Source organism: Psychrobacter sp. 2Y5 (assembly GCF_051847375.1).
Lineage (GTDB): Bacteria > Pseudomonadota > Gammaproteobacteria > Pseudomonadales > Moraxellaceae > Psychrobacter.
The window spans coordinates 106,441-127,393 of sequence record NZ_JBPYDA010000004.1; the positions used below are offsets into that span (position 1 = coordinate 106,441).

Sequence of the window (20,953 nt, forward strand, 5' to 3'; positions counted from 1 at the left end):
AAAAAACCTACTACTTGAGTAGGTGTTTACTTCTAAAAATAGACCAAAAAACCCTAGCCCTTCACATTCACCACATAACGCCCCGTCGTCTTATTGGATAAAAAACGATCTAAGTACTCAGGGGTTTGCTCAAGGGTAATCTCTTCGCCATAACTCTCAAGATTAGGCAATTTCATATCCGTAGCGATACGTTGCCAGATCGCCTTTTTATCCTCTAATGGAATATAGAGCGAATTGATACCCAGTAGAGGTAAGGTAATCCCCCAATTAAATGCATTCTATTGGACAAATCGCAAACTTAATGAACGTTGCGAGGAACGTTAGGTTTGCCTAGAGCACATTCCAGCGCCTCCCGATCCCAATCACCGAGATTGGCAGCAGCCTCATAAGTGGATTGCAAAAACGCCATAAGCGTGGCATCTGGATCGTCGCTCGTTCGCACAGCATCATAAGGTAGCAAAAACTCTCCAAGGTCTTTATCAAACCTTGCCTCTACTGGTTCTACTTTTTGCTCAGCAAAGCCGTCTAGTCCTGGATAGGTGTAGGAATAGAACATCGGCTCATCCACACCGCTTCCACCTGGCCAAAATCCTGCAGACGATACCTCATGGCTATAAGCCTCTTGCGCAACTTTGTCTGGCAAGTTCGGAATACCTGCCGGGTGCAGAGGTGCAAGACGACCCGAAAACCGTGTGACCGCCAGATCGAACGATCCCCAGAACAGATGCGATGGTGACACCTTACCGATAAATCCAGAGCGAAACTGAGTAAACACTCGATCAATCTGGATTAGCGCTGTGTGAAAGTTGGCAACAGCATTAGAGTTATAAGGTCGAGTTTTCGTATCTTGAGCAAAAGGAATTGAGTCTTCTAACTCGTTCGGCTGTTCATGAATATCAAAAGTCCCGCCTACCCCTTCAACAATCACTTTAGTTTGGGCATAGAAGTCGGCAACGCTCATGTCTTTGAAAGCAAATTCCTCTGAGCGTCCATCGTCAGACAACGCACGTAATGTATGATCACAAAAATCAAGTGTCAAAGTGACATAGCGATCACTATCTGGAACAGATCCTGTCGATAAACCTTGTGGCGTGACATACAAGGTCGTATGCCATGAATGATTAATCCACGGGGTATGCGATAATCGGTATTTGCCAACGATCTGGCAGCATAGATGCAATAGCGTACAGGTCTCTTTCCAATCTTGATAAGGAATATCAGGCCAACTATCAACTGTCGGTTTCATACAGTGCTCCATTGTTTACTATAGAACGTAACATTAAGCTTAATTTATACCGTAAAATGATCGTTAATTCGCTTTATTCCAAATGAGGATTAAATTTAGCTAATTAATTATTACCTAACTGCTAAACCAAAAAATCTAACCCTTTACATTCACCACATAACGCCCTGTAGTCTTCTTCGCCATGAAGCGATCTAGGTATTCAGGCGTTTGCCCAAGGATGATCTCTTCGCAGTACTGCTCAAGATTGGGCAGTTTCATATCCGTCGAGACGCGCTCCCAAATGGCTTTTTTATCTTCCAGCGGAATATAGACCGAATCGATACCCAGCAGCGACACCGCGCGGGTGATAAATGGTATCACGGTCATAGAAAGCTCAGGGGACGCCGCCAAACCACAAGAGGTGACTGCGCCGCCCGCTTTAGTTTGTTTGAGCAAGTTAGCCAAATAGTCGCCGCCGATCGTATCAATAGCGTTAGCCCACAGCTCGCGACCGACGGGTCTCTCGCCGACTTCATTGATGGTATCAGGGTTACGTACTTCATTTGCGCCAAGCTCCTTTAGATGATCGGCTTGCTCGCTTTTGCTTGAGAAGGCGATAACCTCAAAACCCAAATGACTTAAAATTGCGATGCTGATACTACCCACACCGCCCGATGCACCTGTCACGGCAACTGGGCCATCTTCAGGTTTTGCGCCCATTTTTTGTAGCTTTTGGATACTTAACGCTGCGGTTAGACCGCCTGTACCGTAGATCATCGCCTCTTTTAGGCTCAAAGCCTCTGGACAGGCTACTGCCCAATCGGCAGGGATGGAGATCATCTGACCTAAGCCGCCGTCGGTATCCATGCCCAAATCATAGCCAAAGATTACCACTTCTTGGCCTTTTTCAAAGGTACCAGATTTGTCGCTGACTACCACGCCTGCAGCATCAATACCGGGAGTATGTGGGTAATTTTTGGTAATTCTTTTATTGCCTGAGGCTGACATCGCGTCTTTGTAGTTCAGTGACGAGTAATGCACTTCAATCAGCAAGTCATTATCAGGTAAGTCGCTGACACTGCGCTCCTGAATACTTTTCTTAAACTCGCCGTCGCTAGTTTCTTCGACCACTAGCGCTTTAAAGGTTTGATTAGACATTGTCTTATTCCTTATTAAATATTATTAAGTGGATTTTGCATCAATGTCTTAAGGTTTTAGTAATATTTTACCTTTTTTCTCTGACTGCACTTTTTCAGACACTGCCGTTTGGATGTCATCTAAGCTGTAAATACCGCCCGTTGGCAGTTTAAAATTACCGCTAGCGGCATTGTCAATCAGCTCTTTGATCAAGCGCCGTTTATTGTCACTACTGATCTCTTGCATAAGATCGCTGGCCCAAAAGCCTTTTACTTGGGTTAAGTTAAAGATGAGGTTGCTAGGATTAAGCATCAACGGTTCGCCTGATACGGAACCTAGTGAGGCCATCGCGCCATGCTTACCGAGTAGCGATATTAGCTCGCCACCAGATTTACCACCGACGGCATCGACTGCGCCGCTTATTTTTGCGTCACCAACGATACTTTTGACGTGCTGCTTCCAGTCCTCATTATCAGTGACGACGTTGTTTTCAGTGATACCTAAATCGATAAGCTCTTGTTCCGACTCTTTACTACGCACTAAATTAATAGTATGGATATTGCGCTGGGGCGCGAGCATCGCCATCGATTCACCGACCGCGCCATTAGCCGCGTTTTGGATAATCCATTGACCTGGCTCTATGTTTAAAAATTCAATAAGCAATAAAGCACTCATCGGCATGGCGATTAATTGCGCCGCCATTTCATCGTCGATAGCCTCTGGTATCGGGATTAGACTTTTTGCAGGGGCGATAAAATACTCAGCCCATGTGCCTTGTACGCCTGAGACCACGACGCGTTGACCTTTTTCAAAGCCATTCACCTTACTACCTAAAGCGTCAATCGTACCTACCGCTTCAGAGCCACCAGTAGCAGGCAGTTCGGGTTTATTGCCGTATTCGCCTTTGATAGTCACGATGTCATGATTATGAATGGAGGAGAGGATAGTTTTGATACGGACTTCGTTGTCCTTAGGCTCAGGAGTAGGGCTATCGTTGACACTTAGGACTTCTGAAGGCTTGCCAAATTCGTTATAAGTTGCAGTACGCATAGGAGTTTCCTTTTTTATTATTAAATGAGATTTATCGTTCAAAAAAATTATCAGTATTTATCAATATTAAAGCTAAAAGTTCAGTATCTACCTTATCAATTTGAGCTTAGCTCTCTCAACCTGACTTTAGTTACCTTAGGTTGTGTGTTCCTTAGAATTGTAAAATAAGTGGGGCTTAGCCTAATGCTTTATTAACGAGTACTACTTTTGCGCTATTGGTTCAGGATTGTGCATAAAAAAAGCAGCGCTTCATATAATAGAAGCGCTGCTTTAGCTAATAGGGCAAATAATAAGTTTTGAAACTAATAAGCTATTATTATGGCTTTAATAGTACCTTACCATTTTTGCCCGATTGCAATTTACCATCGACCGCTTTAGTAATATCTGCTAAATCAAAAATAGCTTCGACAGGAAGCTGTAATTTACCATCTACGGCGCGCTCGACTAATTCATCAACTAGGCGTTGTTTATTCTCCACGCTCATCTCTTGACTGAGCTTACTGCCCCAAAATCCTTTTAGAATGGCTTGTTTAAAGATCACATGCGTCGGATTGAGCACCATCGGTTTGCCTGACATCGCACCAAATACCGCAAAGGTGCCACCATGACCGAGTAGCGATAATAGATCGCCGCTATTTTCACCACCGACTGAATCTACCGCCGCACTGATTTTTTCCTCGCCAAGAATAGCTTTGACTTGCTCTTTCCAGTCCTCATCATCAGTGTTGACGTTGTTTTCTGCGCCGATCTCTTCTAGCTCCTTTATGGCATCCGTACTACGTACCACGTTGACGGTTTTGACGCCGCGCGCTGCCGCTAGCATGGCAAGCGATTTACCGACCGCGCCATTAGCAGCGTTGTGGATAATCCATTGACCACTCTCGACTTCTAAGAACTCTAATAGCATCAAGGCACTAAGCGGCATGGCGATCAATTGCGCTGCCATCTCATCGTCCAAGCTCTCAGGTATCGCAAATACCATGTCTTCCGAGGCGACGAAGTACTCCGCCCAAGTGGCTTGCACGCTAGCAGCGGCTACTCGTTGCCCGACTTTTAAATCCTTCACGTCACTACCAACGGCATCGACGACGCCTACCGCCTCACTACCAGCAATAGCGGGCATCTCAGGCTTAAAGCCGTATTTACCACGAATGGTCAATAGGTCATGGTTGTGGATAGAAGCGAGTACGGTTTTGACGCGTACCTCATTGGCTTTAGGCTCTGGGACAGGGCTATCGCCTAAGCTGAGGACTTCGGTGGGTTTGCCAAAATGATCATAAGTTGCGCTACGCATAATAAATCCTTTTTAGTAAGTATTTTCAGTGCTTTTAAAACAGAGAGAGTTAACAAGGTTACAGTAACCAATTAGACTTAATTAACTCAGTGCAAGTTTAGTTAACTGAGCGATTTTGATCAGTCTAGGTTTTTGGGCTTAACCTTTCATATTAGAAGTTTTAAGCTTCAACCACCACTTTACCGACCGTGTGATTGGTCTCCACTTGACGATGTGCGTCGTGTAACGCTGTAAAGGCAAAAGTCTTAAACACATGCGGTTTTAGCGTGCCCTTCTCGATCATGGTCTTTAAGGTTTGCATATCATCGCCGTTTGAGGTCACATTGAAATAAGAGACGTCAATATCGTGCTGCTTGGCATACGCTTTGGTCTTATCAGAGAACTCCGGGGTAGGCAGAGAAATGATAGATTTGCCATCTTTAGTGACTCGCAATGACTTTTCTAACACCTCACCACCGATTGCATCCAAAACAAAATCTAAATCTGAGACGATTTTTTCAAAGTCTTGGGTTTTATAATCGATATGCTCATCCGCGCCTAGTGATAGCACAAAGTCCCGGTTATCAGCGGAGGAAGTGGAGATGACATAAGCGCCGATATCTTTGGCAATCTGTACCGCGAAATGACCGACGCCGCCAGAGCCTGCGTGAATAAGCACTTTATCACCCGCTTTAATTCTAGGCTCCAATACTTGTAGCGCGGTTAAGGCGGCAAGCGTGGCCGCCGCCGCTTCTGCAAATGAGGTACCCTCAGGTATCTTGGCAAGCTGCTCGGCAGGCGCGGCGACAAATTCTGCATAGGCATTACCGTGACCGGGGAAGTTGACTAGACCAAACACCCTATCGCCCGCTTCAAAATCGGTAACATCGTCACCTATAGCAGTGACTACGCCTGCGATATCCCAACCAAGAATTAGTGGTCTATCGGTGCCGTAGACTTGATCAAGCAGTTTGGGCATCTCGCGTATTTTGACATCAACAGGGTTGATGCTAATGGCTTTAATGTCGATCAGTACTTCATTTGCTTTGGGCGTTGGTTTATCGATCTCGCTTACGATAAGTTTTTCGATACCGCCCGCTTCGTGCAATAAATAGGCTTGCATAGTGCTCTCCTTAATTATTTTATAAAATAATTAGGAATAACCTTAACAAGAGATTTTGATTACTAACAAGGCAACTTTCGTTACCTCGTGTTGTCACAAACCCGTACCAGCATCAGCGCTCAATAAAACTCAATACGGCTAAGGATATGCTCTTGCACTAAATAAGCGCAGACATAAGCACTCGGCCAAGCGAACACAAATGCTAGACTCCACGAACTCAATAAATCAGCGAAAAAATGATCGCTATAGCCGGCTTTGACTAGTATCAGTGCCGCTGAGATAATGAGTGACATCATCAAGGCCATTAAGCAAGTGAAGATCAGTCGATAATACTTGCGACGAGTACGGATTCTGATAGTAGGGAAGTTTGCCATAATTTGCTACTTAGATACTCTGTTGAGAGACAGTTATTAAAAAATAGAAGGAGATAGAGTTATGCTGGCTATCATATAACCTATATATATCAAGGTAAATTGGTTATTATTAATCATTATGTTTTGACAATCGCAACCATGAAAACCCTTAACAAGCATAAAAGGCAAAAAATAATAACAGGGTTATATAATGAATAAGAAACCTCCTCAGCAAAGAATGCTATTGCAAAAAACACTTCATCAAAAAACTTTAGGCATCATCGGCGGTATGAGCTGGGAGAGCACCGAAAGCTATTATCGGCTGATTAATGAAGGTGTCAAAGCTGAGCTTGGCAATCTACATTCAGCGGATTTGCTCATTAATAGCTTAGACTTTGCCCCGATTGGTGAGCTGCAAGCAAAAGGCGAGTGGGCACAAATGGGCGCGATATTAGCTAATAGCGGCAAACGTCTGCAAGCGGCTGGCGCGCAAGGGCTACTAATCGCCACCAATACCATGCATAAAGTCGCCGATGAAGTGCAAGCGGCAACGGGCTTACCGATTATCCATATTGCCGATGCAACCGCTACAGCGATTAACGCGCAAGGACTGACTAAGATAGGCTTGCTCGGTACGCAGTTTACAATGACGCAGGATTTTTATAAGCAGCGCCTGACAGATAGCGGCTTGCAAGTGATGATACCCGAAGAGGACGCAAGAGCAGAAGTGCACCGCATCATCTATGAGGAGCTATGCCAAGGGCAGTTATTGGATAGCTCAAGAGAGTATTATAAAAGGGTCATTGAGCAGTTAGTCGATATAGGCTGCGAGGGGGTGGTTTTGGGCTGTACTGAGATTGGCTTGCTGATTACACAAGCCGACAGCCCCATTCCTGTCTTTGATACCACCGCTATTCATGCGGCAGCGGCGGTCCATTTTTTATTGGACCATGTTTTACATGAATAACGCTCTTACTTGAATAAGGCTAAGATGAACTATTAGCCCTTATCCTAATTTGTTTAATGGCTACCATGAACTTTTTCATGCACTCTGATAATACGGCGCAGCGGTAAGCGCTTCCATGACGTCGTTGGCAAGGCATCACGACACGTCGCACAGGTGCCGACATGCGCGCGATAGCCCTCAGCTGTTTGCGCGGCTTCCTCTCCGGACAAGTTTTTACCTTTGCGCCAGCCGCCGTATAGATATAACCCTCCTCCCATGACAGCGGTAGCGACCATGCCTGCTGGAAACGATAGCCAAAGCGCATCAGAGCCAAGTATCGGATACATCCCAAAGGCAAAGCCAAGGCGCACCGGATACATCGAAATCGCCATGACGACTAGCGGCCAAATCACATAGCCGTTGGCGCGCATAGTACCAAAGAAAACTTGCGCTATACCGAAGAACATAAAGCCCCAAGTCGCCATGATTTGAATATGGCGCCCGATCGGTACTGCGGGGCTGTCACTGCCTAAGAAAAAGCTCAAAATCGTTTTATCAAATACAGTCAGCACCCCGATCATCGTGCCGGTCAATACCACGTTGAAGATAAGCCCCCAACGGGTAATTCCTGCCACCCGGCTCCATTGATTGGCGCCGATATTCTGCGCCACCATCGCGCTAGCCGCAGCACTTAGTGCCATCGCTGGCATCTGCACGTAAGTCCAAAGCTGCTGGGTAGCGCTATAAGCCGCGGTGGTCTGTACACCCTCGCGGTTAATCAAAGATAGCATAGTCAGCGCGGCGGTCGAGATGACGATCATCTGCAGTCCCATCGGTAAGCCCTTGGAAAACATCGACTTCAAAATGCTTAGTTTAGCCTTCAAAAATCTCAGCTCTGGCATACTAAGGGTTAGCACTGAGCTGCGCCAGTACATAGTCGTCACCATGCCGATGAGCGCTAAAGTGTTGGCAACGGCAGTGGCGAAAGCTGAGCCAAAGATACCCCATTCAGGGAATGGCCCGAGACCCAAAATAAGGGTTGGGGTCAAAATAAGATCAATCACCACCGACATGGCGATAAACCAAAGCGGCGTGGTGGAATCGCCGGTTCCGCGCAGCGCCATCATCATCAACGTAAAGGTTAGGGTGACCGGCATCGCTACAAAAATCATGCGCAGATAAGTCAAAGCAAGCTCAAAAGCAGTGGGCGGCGTCCCGAGCAAATCAAGCAAAGTCGGCGCAAATATCCAACCTATTGCTGACAGTAAGATGCTGATCGGCACAATACTGCCTAGCGCCGTTCCCATAGTTTGCTTGACCTTGACGTTGTCGCGTTCGCCCATCGCCTGACCGATAAAAATAGTCGCCGCCATACCGAAGCCGAACACGAAGGAGATCATAATAAACATCAAGATATTGCCGTTCGCTGTCGCTGCGAGCGCTTCTTCGCCCAAAAACCTGCCGACCCAAACGGCATTGATCGAGCCATTGAGCGACTGTAGCGCTGAGGAGCCAAACGTTGGCAAGGCAAACAGCAGCATAGTTTTGGCGATAGAGCCTTTGGTGAGGTCACGCGATTTACTGGTGGGAGTATTAGTGTCGCTCAAGGTGCATCCTTTTGTGCCACTTCGGTTGGCTTCGGTTTATGATAAAAACGCTTAGTATAAATGACATCGCTCATGATATCTCGAATAGAAAGGTAATCGCTCGGCATTTGTCTTTTTTATCAAACGTATAAGGAGACCTCTGACTACAAAGTTATGAATTAAAAAACATCAGCACAAGTTTACCGTTAAACTCATAGTCAAAATTTACTTTTACCTTACCTCTTCACAAGGATGACTCAATGCTCTTAAAACGCTTAGGCCTCGCCGCGCTATTCAGTTTCTCAGTGGTGGGCTGTACCACCGCGCCCAACACTCTCGCGGTCAATACCACCCAAAAAATCATTCAATATGAGCGTAATAAGTCTGATTTAGCGGTCAAATCGCTAACGCTAGCTTCTGGCGATAAGATAGTTTATGCCGAAAACGCCAATCTGACAGGCGAGCCGTTATTACTCATTCATGGCTTTGGGGGTAATAAAGATAACTTTACTCGTATCGCCGATGAGCTAGAAGCCTATCATGTGATTATTCCAGATCTGCTGGGGTTTGGCGAGTCGAGCAAGCCGATGGACGCAGACTATCGCTCGGAGGCGCAAGCCACACGTTTGCATGAGCTGTTGCAAGCTAAGGGACTGGCAAACAATATTCATGTCGGTGGTAATTCGATGGGCGGCGCAATCAGTGTGGCGTATGCGGCGAAGTATCCTAAAAACGTGAAGAGTCTATGGCTTGTCGATAGCGCAGGATTTTGGTCAGCGGGTATTCCCAAATCGCTTGAGGGCGCGACTTTAGATAACAATCCACTACTGATTAAGAGCAAGGAAGACTTCTATAAGATGTATGATTTCGTCATGTATAAGCCGCCTTATCTGCCCAAGTCGGTCAAAGCGGTATTTGCGCAAGAGCGCATCAATAATAAAGCGTTAGATGCCAAAATCCTAGAGCAAATCGTCACTGATAATGTGGAGGAGCGTGCAAAAATCATCGCCGAGTATAAAATTCCAACGCTAGTAGTATGGGGCGATAAAGATCAAGTGATCAAGCCTGAAACAGTGAATGTGATAAAAAAGATCATCCCGCAATCAGAAGTAATTATGATGAAAGACGTCGGTCATGTACCGATGATTGAGGCGCTCGATGAAACGGCGGAGGATTATAAACGCTTTCGTGAAGGACTTACGAAGTAGTTTTTAAGGTTTATTTTGAATAAAACAGAAACATCAGATTGTCTGGTGTTTCTTTTTTTACTACAGGATTGTATTTACCTCGATCAAACTATAACTCTTTCACTAGTCGCTCTAACAACTCAATCGTTTTCTCTTTTCTAACCAAAGCGACTCCTTGTCCTGCCCACAAAGATTGATGCTCTACGTCAAGGCTATTTTTGGCTTGACTACGCAAAGACTTAGTCATAGCATTTAATTGAGGATAAGGAGGTAGCTGCTGAGCGTTTTCAAATTGTGCAAAATTACGCAAATAATCATTTAACAAACCGCGTGCCTGCTTACCTGAAAACAGCCGAGTTAGACGCGTCTCACTGCTACGCTTATCTTGACTGGCATCTAGCAAGGCTTGCTTATAACTATCATTGATAGCGCATGTGTCTGTGGTCAAAAATGCCGTCCCGATTTGCGCCAGCTCAGCACCTGCTGTTTGAATCGTCTTAATAGCTTGCCCCGTCATAATACCGCCAGCCGCGATTAACGGAATATCGGTACAAGCGCGTGTTTGGCTAATCAGCGTCAACAATCCCAATGGATCGTTGGTACTTTGTGGCAACCAACCACCACGATGCCCGCCTGCTTCTACCCCTTGCACACATACCGCGTCCGCGCCAATCTCTGCCCATGCTTTTGCTTCCAGTGGATGATTGGCCGTACCGATGACATTCGTGCCTAAACTCTGCAAACGCTGTACATGCTCAGCACTGATAATGCCAAAGGTAAAACTAGCGACAGGAACGGGATTGTCATAGAGGACTTGTAGCTGCTCGCGAAAGTTGTGCGCTGGACGTTTCGGTAACGCTATTTCAATATTATGCTGTTGATAATACTCGCTTAACCAAGCAGGGGTTTCGCTATCCAAAGTAGTAGAGTCATGCTCAGATAACACCATCAGATTGATCATAAAAGGACGGTCGGTGAGCGATTTAAGAGTATTAATGTGCTCATTTAAAATATCTGGCGCTGTTGTCCCTCCTCCTAATGACCCCAAGCCACCAAAGTTACTCACTGTCGCCGCCAGTTCAGGCGTGGTCGCTCCCGCCATAGGTGCTTGCACAATAGGGTGTGTCAAATCAAAGGTATTCAATAAGGTCATGAGAGCGTCCTTTTTATTCGGTGAGAAGGTTTGCATGACTTACTGTATCAAAGCTGAACACTGTGCGTGTTAGATAATGTTTATTTCGTTATTCGATATAAGAAGTAGGTTTTGACTATAGCAGCAATTTTTCTAAGATTAGTAGCCAATAATTAAAAATGAGCCAGTTCCCAAAACTATCAAAAAGACAGCTAAGAAAACGAACCCATTTTTATAACTTTATTTGTTCAGTTTTAATTCAACTGCAAAGATCCCTTAGCATTCATCAATAGCTCAACCACATCATCGCCACTAATCTTTGTGAAGCGTTTATCGATAGCAGAGTCTTCGATACCGTTGTGTTCCATACACGCGCCGCAGACGAGAACGTTGCCGCCTTTATCTACAAAGGCTTCTAGCAACTCTTTAGCAGGTTTAAACGGTGCGCCAATATCGACATCATCCAAAGCCTTGGGTACGCCTAAATGTACCGCATCGACCATTAGAATGACGGAGGCAGAGTAACCTTGTTCAAGCGCTTTGCCTGCCATAGTGAACGCTAGGGTGATCTTGCTTGGGTTTGATTCAGCATTATCGAATAGCGTACCAACATAATCAGTGCGGTAATCTGTATTATTAGCCATATTATTCTCCTTATAGACTGTATTGAGTTGAGTATGACACTCATTACTATCCTAACATTTATTATATTAATTTATATAATGTATTGTTATAGAAGAGTAGCTACAAGGTTATTCAATGGTTTTATAATATAGCAATGCTGGGCTAAAGCCGAAGCCTACAGCAAACTAGCTTGTTCAAATATAAGAGTGATAAGTAAGCTTGATTTCTATTAAGCAGAATAAAATCAACCCATCGGCGGCCAACGATGAGTCTTATCACTGTCTATCCAATCTTGAATCCACGGCTCAGTGGGGGTATCCCAAGCTTTTTCACCTAGTGCTTCTAATACTTTGGCGGTTTCAATCACTTTGCCGCCTTTGGTGACACCTGTACGTAATAGCACCGAGGAGCAAGGCTTGCCTTTCACCCACATCGAATGCTCAAGATAGAGCCAGCGCGCGTCGATACCGACCAGTTGCGTCTTTATCGTCACTTTATCAAACAGGCGAATACGCTTACGATACTGAATCGTGCTGCCTGCCACCACCATACCCCAACGCCGCTTGAGCAGCTGCTTGGCAAGACCGGTACGAATGATAAAATCTGTACGGCCAATATCATAGACCGTCAATACGCGGCCATTATTCATCTCAAACATTGGATCGATATCGGTGATGCTACAGCGCACCGTGACTTCGCTGACTTGATCAAACGCTAGAGGTTGAGCTTTTTTATTAGTGATAAACGCATCAACGATCGACTTAGTGTAACGCAAGTAAGGATACATAATAGAGTCTCAAAAGTTTAAGGACAGGTCAGTTGTGCAGTTATTTAGACTTGATGGTAGCGTCCACACCGATGGAGTGAAAGTACGCGCTGACGGTTTCGGGTAGCCAATTGATATCAAATCTGGATTTTTGATCACGGCCCTGAGCTTGTTTGCTATCCGAGCGATAGCGAATGTAGCCGACATGCCCGCCGTGCTTGGTATCGATGATAGTGACGCAATCAGAGACATCGTTAGGGGTCGCGGTAAAGCCCAAAAAAGGATCGTCTTCAGCGCTAATCAGTAATAAGGGCTTTGTAACATCACGCAAGTAGGGCAGTGCTGAGGCGCTATGATAGTAGTCATTATTAGAGCGATAGCCATGCCTTGGTGCGGTAAAGATATCGTCAAAGTCGCTGATACGGTTGACCGCTTTGATAGAGTCGATCTCCTCTTTGCTGATGTCATTGGCAAGCGCTTTTTTGATAATCGGATTGAGCAGATAGGGCGTATAGATGCGATGACTCAAAAAGCCATGCATACTAAGCGCGGCTGACGACATATCGACAGGGGCAGAGATGACAGCGGCAGCTTTACAGAGCGCTTTATCGCCGTATTCGCCCATGTATTTGGCCAAGGCATTACCACCCAGTGAGACGCCAACCGCGTACATATTGGCGTATTTTTCACTTAAGTTCTGGAGCATATAGTGGACTTCGCCGGTATCGCCCGCGTTATAGAACACCCGTCCACTAGCAGGAATACCGCCGCAGCTACGAAAGTGCGCAACCACGAAGTGCCAGCCCTGCGCGTGCATCTGATAAGCCAAAGCGCGCGCATAATGGCTATCACTGCTGCCTTCCATACCATGAAACAAGACGATTAATGGCGTTTCTTCCAATAGGCCATCAGCGTTTTCTACTATAGGATGAGCATCATAAAAATCGTAGGCAATATCGCTCTCGCCCAACGAGTCTTTGCGTACCACTCGTCTATACTCAGGCGCTTTGGGTGCAAAAAACTTCGGTAAGATACTTTGTAAGTGCGGATTATTCAGCCAAAATGGTGGCTTAAATTCGTTATAAGTAAAAGTTGTCATAGGAGGGTTTCTACAGTTGTAAAATAAAAGAGAAGTATAAATACAGTCGATCCACTATAAAGTAAATACAGTGCTACTGGGATGAATTTTGCGCAGCATCGAAGGAACGCAGCACGCAAGGAAAATTTATACCAGTAGCACGCTGTAATGACTGTACTCCTTTTATTTGGGATTAAATATAGGGAGTATAAGTATGATTTAAATAGCTAGTTTCACGTGAAACCTAGCAAGCTTACAGAGCTTAAGTCATAAACTATCAATTCATCTAATTTGTCATCATACTAAGCTCGCATCAAGGTTCCAATAGCTTTTAGTGAACGGTTGAGTGAACAGATGATTACTATTAATTGTACAATCGAGCTAAGTTTGTTGCTCGAAAATTTACTAATCTGAAGGTTCTACAACTCTACCTGCCATTGCTAGCTCAGTTTTTAGGGTATCAATATCTGCCTCAGCGATAGTAACGGTCAAAGTTACTTGCTTACTATAAGCGACATCCTTGATAGTCCCAGCCATACTTTCAACCACATAGCGACACTGAGCTTCGGTAGCAAAGTCAGCCAGTATTTGCACTTGCGTCATCGGCACAAAGGGCAGCAATATCATCTGATCGACAGCTGCTTGCGCAGAGCCTGCGTAGGCACGAGTGAGACCGCCTGCGCCAAGCTTGATACCGCCAAAGTAGCGCACCACGATAATGATAATGTTGCCAATAGATTTATGCTGCAGGACGCCTAGTATCGGTCGTCCTGCGGTGCCACTAGGCTCGCCATCATCATCAAAACCGGCGCTAGTGGTATTCTCAGGATCACCTATGATATAAGCCCAGCACCAGTGCCGCGCATCAGGGTATTTATCGCGCAGATGTTCCACATGAAACATCGCTTGCTCACGCGAGTTTACCGGATAAGCATAAGCAATAAACTCAGACTTCTTAATCTCAAGTCGAGCGGTGACGGGTTTTTTTAGGGTTAGATAGCTCATATTATGTTGATGGTACATTTAGGTTTGGATGGGATATGTTAAACTGACACCACTATAACAAAACCCTATATCAGCAAAGGTAGTAAAAAGTATGCGTCTCGATAAATTTATCAGTAAAGCCACTGAGCTGTCGCGTAAAGAGTCCAAAAAAATTCTTCACGCGAGCGAAGTTACCGTCAATGACGAAGTCGTTAAAGACCCGGGGCTACACGTCGATATTATTAATGACGAAGTGCTGTGGGCAGGTGAGCCTCTATCGGTCGCTACCGGTAGCCGCTATATCTTATTGCATAAGCCTGAGGGCTTTGAATGCACGCTAAAGGCCAAAGAATATCCTATCGTGACTGAGCTGATTGCAGTACCAGAGCTGGGTAGTTTGCGCATCGCGGGACGCTTGGATGTCGATACCACAGGGGCGTTACTCATTAGCGATGACGGCGGCTGGCTGCACCGCGTCACTAGTCCAAAACACGAGCATGCCAAAGTTTATGAGCTGACTTTGGCTGATGCTATGGATGAAGAAGAACAGACCAAAGCGATCAAAAAGGTGGGCGAAGGTATCTTGTTAGACGGTGATTATGAGCCGACTAAACCTGCAACCCTCGAGTTTATCGATGAGACCCATGCGCGGCTAACGCTAGAGCAAGGCAAATATCATCAGGTCAAACGTATGATGGGTTACTTCGGTAATAAAGTGGTCGAGCTGCATCGCGCTAGCATCGGTCATATTACCTTAGACGGGTTAGAGAAGGGCGATAGTCGCTTTTTAACGGCTGAGGAAGTCGAGAAATTTTAGTCTAAAATATTCATAAATGTAGGATTAAAGCTGCCGTAGGGTGCGCCCAGCGCACCTGAAATTTAGGTTGAGTTATTTAACGCGTTTCATCGGCCTTTTTGGCCTCTATTGCACCTCTCTTAAGCTCAAGTAGCGCTTTTGCAAAAGTAACTAGCAAACCCTCCCCAAATTTAGCTGATATGCTAAAGTCCTGATATCTTTTTACTCTACTTTTTTAAATAATGTTTTTGAACTAAATGATGATTACCTTATCATTGGTTGATAAACCCTATTTGCTAGGATAATGCTGTGAAACTACTTTTATTGAAACCTATCAGTTTTATTAGTGCTTTACTATTAACGGCGACGGCTTGTGCGCAACCTACGACTTCAACCGATAAAAAAATCAACATTACTCAGAGTGCAGCGGTGGATAAAGTTAGTGTTGCCATTGATAGTCAACTACGGCAAGCATTGACCGAGGTCGGGATCAAAGCGCAAATATTGTCTATCGAGACCTCCAATTTACCTAATATGTATCAGGTTAATCTAGTTGGACAGCCGCCTCTACATATCACCGCTGATGGCAAATATGTCATCCAAGGCGAGCTACAAAAAAACCCAAGTCCGCAAGCTAGTAAGCAAACACCGGCGCGAGCCACTAGCGCGCAAGCAGGCGAGTATGTCAGTGCAGCCGTTAAATCATCACTACTAGACAATATGTCAGCGCTGAAAAACATGAGTACCAAAACGCCATTCTTTTATACCGCAGTACCGGGCGTGATTTGGGGCGCGACTTTAGAGGGTGTACCGTTCTTATTATCAGATGATGCTCAGTACATTACTGATGGCGAGATATCCGTTATCGAGAATGGTCAGTTCACGGGGCTTGATGAGACTTTTGAGGCGAATAAAAACAAGTCTGTCTTTGCCACTTTAGATGAGTCACAGCTGATTACTTATCCTGCCACGACTACTGAGCGCGCGGTGATCTATGTGGCTACCGATGTTAATTGCCCTTATTGCCGTCAGCTACATAAGCAGATGGAAGGTCTCAATGCCAAAGGCGTCACCGTTAAGACTATCGGTTATCCTATCTATGAGCAGTCACCTGCGCAGATGCGCGGGATTTGGTGTCAAGCTGATGACAGCAGTCGCCGTAACGCTTTAGACAAAGCTATGTTAGAAGGTCAAATGACCCCAGCCCCTGCCAGCTGTACGAGTGATTATGTTACCCCCAATCGTGACAAGGCGGCGGGTCTTGCGGTAATAGCAACGCCAGCGATTTATCGTGACGATGGCGTCCTGTATCAGGCGAGCTTTGAGAGTCCTGAATTCTTAGAGTTTTTGGGAGTGCAGTAGTTAGCTCGTTTACAGTTATTTCCAAAATTTAAGACCCCATAAAAAGCGCGCTATAAACTATCAATTTATAGCGCGCTTTTTATGCGAAGTGGTTTTAAAACTTAAATAGCTCGTATGCCTTTAAAGTTCATAGAGAATCTTGATTTAAGGCAACACCACATCGACGATTTGCCAGTCAATTAAGCCTTGACGCTGCATCTCGATAGTCAGTGGATAGCCTTTGACTTGACCGCTAATAGTAAAGCAGTTGATACCGCAGTAACTTAAGCTGGGCTTGTCGCTGTCAGTACCTTGCGTCGCTTGTTGCTCAAGCTCGCTGGCTTGTTTTTGCATGACCAACTGTATTTGGTTTTTGACCACCGCATTGATATCACCGCGTTGAATGATTAAGTCTTGAATAAGGTTTTTGAGATCGACCTGGTTATTGGCAATAGCCCAAGCGGCAGCTAGCTCTTTGGTGGCGTTATTGGCTTGACCTTGAGTATTAATGAGGGTTTCGACATTGTCAGGGGTGATTGCCCCTTTCACCGCTTGACTGATAAAATTATCAGCTGCTTGCTCTAAGGGCGCACCGCCAAGCTCAGCGACCAGCGGATATTTGGTCATCGTCAAAGCAAATTTATCAGCCAGCTGCGTATAGACACTAGGGCGTACTTGCTCGTAATCGATAGCGGCGGCGATAGTCGCGCCATCTTTGTCCTCATAAGCGTTTTTTAATTGATAAGCGCTGTAATAGGGCGAGCCGGCATAGACCACGACTGCCATAACTACGATTAATAAAATAAAAGCCGTTAGTTTTTTCATAAATAATGCTCTCTTATACCGAATTTCAAGTAGTAACGCCCGCTTATAAGGCGCTAAATACTAGCATGACTTTAGCGCCTCATGTTATGAAAAACTAGAGAATAATTAGGCTAAGAGGATATAGGTGTGATTATCTGAACCATAAAACTGCATAGGTAATAATTTCATAATCGTTAAGCTTGATAAATCAGCGAGTCATCTCCATTAACAGGCCAAACTTTTATATCTTTATACCTTTATTTATTAATTGATTTGGTTATGACAGTGCGTTGCTAATTTTGCTGATACGATACGATGTTGATTTAGTGTTTCACATGAAACACTTTTTGGCACTAATGAGTAGTCAGCGTATGATTATTAGCAGACATGACTGTGATGACAATAGGAGAGCTCATGAGTAAGCGCGATTTTTATGAAGTATTAGGGGTCAGTAAAACGGCTGATAGTAAAGAGGTAAAAAGAGCCTACCGTAAGCTGGCGATGAAATACCATCCTGATCGTAACTCTGATGACCCTGATGCGGAAGAAAAGTTCAAAGAAGCGTCGATGGCTTATGAGGTGCTTAGCGATGAAGATAAGCGCTCAGCCTACGACCGTATGGGCCATGCTGCCTTTGAAAACGGTATGGGCGGCGGTGGCGGCTTCGGCGGCGGTAACTTCCAAGACATCTTTGGCGATATCTTTGGTAACTTCGGAGATATCTTTGGGCAAGCACGTGGCGGCGGTAGTCGTACACGTCGCGGCTCTGATCTTCGTTATGTCATCGAGCTGACTTTAGAAGAAGCGGTACGCGGCTGTCAAAAAGAGATCAGCTTCACCGCGCCTGCGCCCTGTGATACTTGTGATGGTAAAGGGGCCAAAGACGCCTCCGATATCGTTACTTGCCAGACTTGTCATGGTCAAGGCCAAGTGCGTATGCAGCAAGGCTTCTTTGCCGTGCAGCAAGCTTGTCCACAGTGCGGCGGTAGCGGTAAACAAATCAAAAACCCATGCCCTGACTGTCACGGTAATGGCGTGCAAGAAAAGTCTCGTACTCTTGAGGTCTCTATACCGGCAGGCGTCGATGATGGCGATCGCGTACGTCTAGCAGGTGAAGGCGAAGCGGGCGGAGCTGGCGTGCAAAACGGTGATCTCTACGTTGAAGTACGCGTGAAGCCTCATGAAGTCTTTACTCGTCAAGGCGCGGATCTGTATATGGATGTGCCGGTCAGTATCACTGATGCGGCTTTGGGTAAAGAAGTCGAAATCCCCACTTTAGATGGCAAAGTCAAAATCAAGGTCGCGGAAGGTACGCAAAGCGGTAAGCTCTTACGAGTTCGCGGTAAAGGCGTCACCCCAGTACGCACGACAATGAAAGGCGATCTGATTTGCCGCGTCATTATCGAGACGCCAGTCAATCTCACCCGCGAACAAAAAGATCTGTTACGTGAGTTCCAGGATACGCTAGATGGCGATAGCAAACATCAACAGTCACCGCACAAAAAATCTTTCTTTAAAAAGATTGGCGAGTTGTTCGATTAAATGATAAGTTTTTGAGCAGCTAGCTACTATTAGGCCTAATAGTTTCACGTGAAACTATTAGGCCTTTTTTATGTTTACTAGTTAGCCGTAGCAAAATCAATTCATGCTATGATATTCATCATCTAAGCAACTTTTGCACCCTTGGAAATAAACATTTAGGATAAAGAAATGAATAAAAAATCTAATAAAAAAACAGCTAATGACCCTATAAATGTCGGTGTTATCGGAGCCGGCGGACGTATGGGCCGTATGCTGATTGAAGCGGTGCAAGATAACCCACAAACGACTCTCAGTGCCGCTATCGAACGTGAGGGCTCAAGCCTCGTTGGTGCTGATGCCGGTGAAGTCGCGGCTATCGAGCGCTTAAATATCAAAATCGTCGATGATTTAGTCGCGGTGATTGACGATATCGACGTACTCATTGACTTTAGCTTGCCCGATGCCACTGAACAAAACATGCAGACTTGCGCGGAGCATAAAGTTGCCATGGTTATCGGCACTACTGGATTCAATGAGCAGCAAGAGCAAGTACTGACCGAGGCCAGTAAGCACATTCCTATCGTTTATGCGGGTAACTATTCTACTGGGGTAAACCTATCGCTCAAGCTACTGAGTATGGCAGCCAAAGCCTTTGGTAATGAGGCTGATGTGGAAGTGATTGAGGCCCATCATAAGCATAAAATAGACGCTCCATCAGGTACTGCTTATATGATGGCAGAAGCCGTTGCTGAAGCTCGCGGGCAAGATCTAAAAGAGGTTGCGGTATATGGCCGTGAAGGGCAAACAGGCGTGCGTGAAGCTGGGACCATCGGTATCCATGCGATACGTGGCGGCGAGATTATTGGCGATCATACGGTGATGTTTATCGCTGATGGTGAGGTAGTAGAGATTACCCACAGAGCGAGAGCACGCATGACTTTTGCCGCAGGTGCGGTACGCGCTACCACTTGGGTAATTAAGCAAAAAGCTGGCCAGTATAATATGCAGGATGTGCTTGGGTTAAATGAGTAGGGCTAAATCGTTAAGGCAGCTAATAAGGAGAAAAAGATGACTACCAATAGAAGGTTTTTTGCCGTCTCATCAATAGTGCTAGCCGCAATCCTTACCTTATACTCTCCAGCCCAAGCTGCCTCTATTCAAAAAAGTTATCAGACCTATGTCATCGATACTTATGGTGGCGATGCCTTATTACCAAGCATACGCCAACAGCTGAACAATAGCCGTGATGGCGGCACGGTAAGTACTTATCAGGGCAAGCTTGTGCTGCAAACGAGCGCTGCTAATTATCAAGCCGTGCAACAGCTACTTGCACAAATAGACACTCAGCCGCAGCCGGTGCTAGTTGCAGTAAGAGTAGGCAATACTAGTCATTCGCAAAGTAATATTCGCCAAGGCCAAATGATTATTAGCAATCGCGGTATTCAAGGTGCAGGCATGATTAACCGAAGCGATAATCAGCAGCAGAACAATAGCTTGTATCAGGTGCAAACTTTATCGGGTAGCCCTGCTAGTATTAGCACCAATACGCTGTATTCCTTAACGCAAAACTATCAAGCGAGGGTTTATCAAAACAATCGCTATCCCTATTATAATAGGCCTTCAACCCAGATTGTTATTGGGCAGCAAATTTTGCTACCGACGACGCAAGGCATTGCCGTTACCCCAAGACTACTGCCTAATGGAAAAGTGGAAGTGCAATTATCACAAGCAGAAGAAAAATTAGTCACTAGCCATTCTCGCTATAATCAGAATAATGCTATCGCCTCGCAAAGGTTAAATAGCACCGTTATCGTACCGCGCGGGCAATGGGTGACTATTGGACAAGTCACGCAAGAGAATCAAGATCAAAGCTCAGGCTTTGCTGGTAATCGTCGTAGCATGACTAGCACCAGTGCGCCTATTCAGCTATTGGTTCAGTAGTTTCAGTCAATTTAAAATTCTACGACACAAAAAAGCGCGGCGCTATTGATATAGCACCGCGCTTTTAATCAAAAATACTATAAAAT

Annotated in this window: 21 protein-coding genes; 7 read left to right on the forward strand and 14 right to left on the reverse strand. The window is 45.4% G+C overall.

Annotated elements, in window-relative coordinates:
* Positions 1-53 precede the first annotated feature (53 nt).
* The 7 genes from ACS8E3_RS05550 to ACS8E3_RS05580 all read right to left on the reverse strand — a co-directional run bounded on the left by ACS8E3_RS05550 (position 54) and on the right by ACS8E3_RS05580 (position 6,182).
* Positions 54-176: a hypothetical protein gene (locus ACS8E3_RS05550; protein ID WP_439242091.1), complete on the reverse strand. Its 123-nt coding sequence runs from the start codon at positions 174-176 to the stop codon at positions 54-56.
* Between the two features lie 122 nt (positions 177-298).
* Positions 299-1,246, reverse strand: a complete 948-nt coding sequence (locus ACS8E3_RS05555; protein ID WP_439242093.1) for a DUF5996 family protein — start codon at positions 1,244-1,246, stop codon at positions 299-301.
* 135 nt (positions 1,247-1,381) lie between these two features.
* Positions 1,382-2,383 carry a YhdH/YhfP family quinone oxidoreductase gene (locus ACS8E3_RS05560; RefSeq protein WP_439242095.1) on the reverse strand — a complete coding sequence of 334 codons (1,002 nt, stop codon included), beginning with the start codon at positions 2,381-2,383 and terminating at the stop codon, positions 1,382-1,384.
* 48 nt (positions 2,384-2,431) lie between these two features.
* Positions 2,432-3,412: a zinc-binding dehydrogenase gene (locus ACS8E3_RS05565; RefSeq protein WP_439242097.1), complete on the reverse strand. Its 981-nt coding sequence runs from the start codon at positions 3,410-3,412 to the stop codon at positions 2,432-2,434.
* 316 nt (positions 3,413-3,728) lie between these two features.
* On the reverse strand, positions 3,729-4,706 hold the full coding sequence (locus ACS8E3_RS05570) for a zinc-binding dehydrogenase (protein ID WP_439242099.1): 978 nt from the start codon (positions 4,704-4,706) through the stop codon (positions 3,729-3,731).
* Between the two features lie 160 nt (positions 4,707-4,866).
* A complete protein-coding gene (locus ACS8E3_RS05575; RefSeq protein ID WP_439242101.1) occupies positions 4,867-5,808 on the reverse strand; it encodes an NADP-dependent oxidoreductase in 942 nt (313 codons plus the stop codon).
* A gap of 119 nt (positions 5,809-5,927) precedes the next feature.
* Positions 5,928-6,182, reverse strand: coding sequence for a DUF2798 domain-containing protein (locus tag ACS8E3_RS05580; RefSeq protein ID WP_439242103.1), 255 nt, complete (start codon positions 6,180-6,182; stop codon positions 5,928-5,930).
* A 190-nt stretch (positions 6,183-6,372) separates the two neighbouring features.
* Between ACS8E3_RS05580 and ACS8E3_RS05585 the strand changes: the two genes are divergently transcribed.
* A complete protein-coding gene (locus tag ACS8E3_RS05585) occupies positions 6,373-7,128 on the forward strand; it encodes an aspartate/glutamate racemase family protein (protein ID WP_439242105.1) in 756 nt (251 codons plus the stop codon).
* Positions 7,129-7,181: 53 nt separating this feature from the next.
* Here ACS8E3_RS05585 and ACS8E3_RS05590 read toward each other — a convergent pair whose 3' ends face one another.
* The gene (locus ACS8E3_RS05590) at positions 7,182-8,714 is read right to left on the reverse strand and encodes an MATE family efflux transporter (RefSeq protein WP_439242107.1); all 1,533 of its coding nucleotides are present in this window, start codon (positions 8,712-8,714) and stop codon (positions 7,182-7,184) included.
* Between the two features lie 239 nt (positions 8,715-8,953).
* Here ACS8E3_RS05590 and ACS8E3_RS05595 point away from each other — a divergent pair, with 239 nt between their 5' ends.
* Positions 8,954-9,901 carry an alpha/beta hydrolase gene (locus ACS8E3_RS05595; RefSeq protein WP_439242109.1) on the forward strand — a complete coding sequence of 316 codons (948 nt, stop codon included), beginning with the start codon at positions 8,954-8,956 and terminating at the stop codon, positions 9,899-9,901.
* 88 nt (positions 9,902-9,989) lie between these two features.
* Here the strand turns inward: ACS8E3_RS05595 and ACS8E3_RS05600 are convergent, their stop codons facing one another.
* The 5 genes from ACS8E3_RS05600 to ACS8E3_RS05620 form a co-directional block, all read right to left on the reverse strand.
* Positions 9,990-11,033, reverse strand: a complete 1,044-nt coding sequence (locus ACS8E3_RS05600) for an NAD(P)H-dependent flavin oxidoreductase (RefSeq protein ID WP_439242112.1) — start codon at positions 11,031-11,033, stop codon at positions 9,990-9,992.
* A gap of 233 nt (positions 11,034-11,266) precedes the next feature.
* Positions 11,267-11,656: a DsrE family protein gene (locus ACS8E3_RS05605; RefSeq protein ID WP_439242114.1), complete on the reverse strand. Its 390-nt coding sequence runs from the start codon at positions 11,654-11,656 to the stop codon at positions 11,267-11,269.
* 224 nt (positions 11,657-11,880) lie between these two features.
* Positions 11,881-12,423, reverse strand: a complete 543-nt coding sequence (locus ACS8E3_RS05610) for an acyl-CoA thioesterase (protein ID WP_439242116.1) — start codon at positions 12,421-12,423, stop codon at positions 11,881-11,883.
* Between the two features lie 40 nt (positions 12,424-12,463).
* The gene (locus tag ACS8E3_RS05615; protein WP_439242118.1) at positions 12,464-13,501 is read right to left on the reverse strand and encodes a YheT family hydrolase; all 1,038 of its coding nucleotides are present in this window, start codon (positions 13,499-13,501) and stop codon (positions 12,464-12,466) included.
* Positions 13,502-13,885: 384 nt separating this feature from the next.
* Positions 13,886-14,485, reverse strand: coding sequence for a YigZ family protein (locus ACS8E3_RS05620; RefSeq protein WP_439242400.1), 600 nt, complete (start codon positions 14,483-14,485; stop codon positions 13,886-13,888).
* A 91-nt stretch (positions 14,486-14,576) separates the two neighbouring features.
* Between ACS8E3_RS05620 and ACS8E3_RS05625 the strand changes: the two genes are divergently transcribed.
* Positions 14,577-15,281: a pseudouridine synthase gene (locus ACS8E3_RS05625; protein WP_439242120.1), complete on the forward strand. Its 705-nt coding sequence runs from the start codon at positions 14,577-14,579 to the stop codon at positions 15,279-15,281.
* Positions 15,282-15,569: 288 nt separating this feature from the next.
* On the forward strand, positions 15,570-16,622 hold the full coding sequence (locus ACS8E3_RS05630) for a thioredoxin fold domain-containing protein (protein ID WP_439242122.1): 1,053 nt from the start codon (positions 15,570-15,572) through the stop codon (positions 16,620-16,622).
* Positions 16,623-16,766: 144 nt separating this feature from the next.
* Here the strand turns inward: ACS8E3_RS05630 and ACS8E3_RS05635 are convergent, their stop codons facing one another.
* On the reverse strand, positions 16,767-17,426 hold the full coding sequence (locus tag ACS8E3_RS05635) for a DUF2939 domain-containing protein (RefSeq protein WP_439242124.1): 660 nt from the start codon (positions 17,424-17,426) through the stop codon (positions 16,767-16,769).
* Between the two features lie 393 nt (positions 17,427-17,819).
* On the opposite strand from ACS8E3_RS05635, the gene dnaJ reads away from it, so the two are divergent.
* The 3 genes from dnaJ (at position 17,820) to ACS8E3_RS05650 (ending at position 20,867) form a co-directional block, all read left to right on the forward strand.
* A complete protein-coding gene (gene dnaJ / locus ACS8E3_RS05640) occupies positions 17,820-18,947 on the forward strand; it encodes a molecular chaperone DnaJ (RefSeq protein WP_439242126.1) in 1,128 nt (375 codons plus the stop codon).
* Between the two features lie 168 nt (positions 18,948-19,115).
* The gene (gene dapB, locus ACS8E3_RS05645; RefSeq protein WP_439242128.1) at positions 19,116-19,958 is read left to right on the forward strand and encodes a 4-hydroxy-tetrahydrodipicolinate reductase; all 843 of its coding nucleotides are present in this window, start codon (positions 19,116-19,118) and stop codon (positions 19,956-19,958) included.
* Between the two features lie 36 nt (positions 19,959-19,994).
* Positions 19,995-20,867 (forward strand): hypothetical protein, encoded by an 873-nt coding sequence (locus ACS8E3_RS05650; RefSeq protein WP_439242130.1) that lies wholly within the window; start codon positions 19,995-19,997, stop codon positions 20,865-20,867.
* Positions 20,868-20,953 lie beyond the last annotated feature (86 nt).

Bases quoted from the DNA above. Each gene is read 5' to 3' on its own strand.
- ACS8E3_RS05550 (WP_439242091.1), bottom strand. From the start codon at position 176: ATGAAATTGCCTAATCTTGAGAGTTATGGCGAAGAGATTACCCTTGAG.
- ACS8E3_RS05555 (WP_439242093.1), bottom strand. From the start codon at position 1,246: ATGAAACCGACAGTTGATAGTTGGCCTGATATTCCTTATCAAGATTGG.
- ACS8E3_RS05560 (WP_439242095.1), bottom strand. From the start codon at position 2,383: ATGTCTAATCAAACCTTTAAAGCGCTAGTGGTCGAAGAAACTAGCGAC.
- ACS8E3_RS05565 (WP_439242097.1), bottom strand. From the start codon at position 3,412: ATGCGTACTGCAACTTATAACGAATTTGGCAAGCCTTCAGAAGTCCTA.
- ACS8E3_RS05570 (WP_439242099.1), bottom strand. From the start codon at position 4,706: ATGCGTAGCGCAACTTATGATCATTTTGGCAAACCCACCGAAGTCCTC.
- ACS8E3_RS05575 (WP_439242101.1), bottom strand. From the start codon at position 5,808: ATGCAAGCCTATTTATTGCACGAAGCGGGCGGTATCGAAAAACTTATC.
- ACS8E3_RS05580 (WP_439242103.1), bottom strand. From the start codon at position 6,182: ATGGCAAACTTCCCTACTATCAGAATCCGTACTCGTCGCAAGTATTAT.
- ACS8E3_RS05585 (WP_439242105.1), top strand. From the start codon at position 6,373: ATGAATAAGAAACCTCCTCAGCAAAGAATGCTATTGCAAAAAACACTT.
- ACS8E3_RS05595 (WP_439242109.1), top strand. From the start codon at position 8,954: ATGCTCTTAAAACGCTTAGGCCTCGCCGCGCTATTCAGTTTCTCAGTG.
- ACS8E3_RS05600 (WP_439242112.1), bottom strand. From the start codon at position 11,033: ATGACCTTATTGAATACCTTTGATTTGACACACCCTATTGTGCAAGCA.
- ACS8E3_RS05605 (WP_439242114.1), bottom strand. From the start codon at position 11,656: ATGGCTAATAATACAGATTACCGCACTGATTATGTTGGTACGCTATTC.
- ACS8E3_RS05610 (WP_439242116.1), bottom strand. From the start codon at position 12,423: ATGTATCCTTACTTGCGTTACACTAAGTCGATCGTTGATGCGTTTATC.
- ACS8E3_RS05615 (WP_439242118.1), bottom strand. From the start codon at position 13,501: ATGACAACTTTTACTTATAACGAATTTAAGCCACCATTTTGGCTGAAT.
- ACS8E3_RS05620 (WP_439242400.1), bottom strand. From the start codon at position 14,485: ATGAGCTATCTAACCCTAAAAAAACCCGTCACCGCTCGACTTGAGATT.
- ACS8E3_RS05625 (WP_439242120.1), top strand. From the start codon at position 14,577: ATGCGTCTCGATAAATTTATCAGTAAAGCCACTGAGCTGTCGCGTAAA.
- ACS8E3_RS05635 (WP_439242124.1), bottom strand. From the start codon at position 17,426: ATGAAAAAACTAACGGCTTTTATTTTATTAATCGTAGTTATGGCAGTC.
- dnaJ (WP_439242126.1), top strand. From the start codon at position 17,820: ATGAGTAAGCGCGATTTTTATGAAGTATTAGGGGTCAGTAAAACGGCT.
- dapB (WP_439242128.1), top strand. From the start codon at position 19,116: ATGAATAAAAAATCTAATAAAAAAACAGCTAATGACCCTATAAATGTC.
- ACS8E3_RS05650 (WP_439242130.1), top strand. From the start codon at position 19,995: ATGACTACCAATAGAAGGTTTTTTGCCGTCTCATCAATAGTGCTAGCC.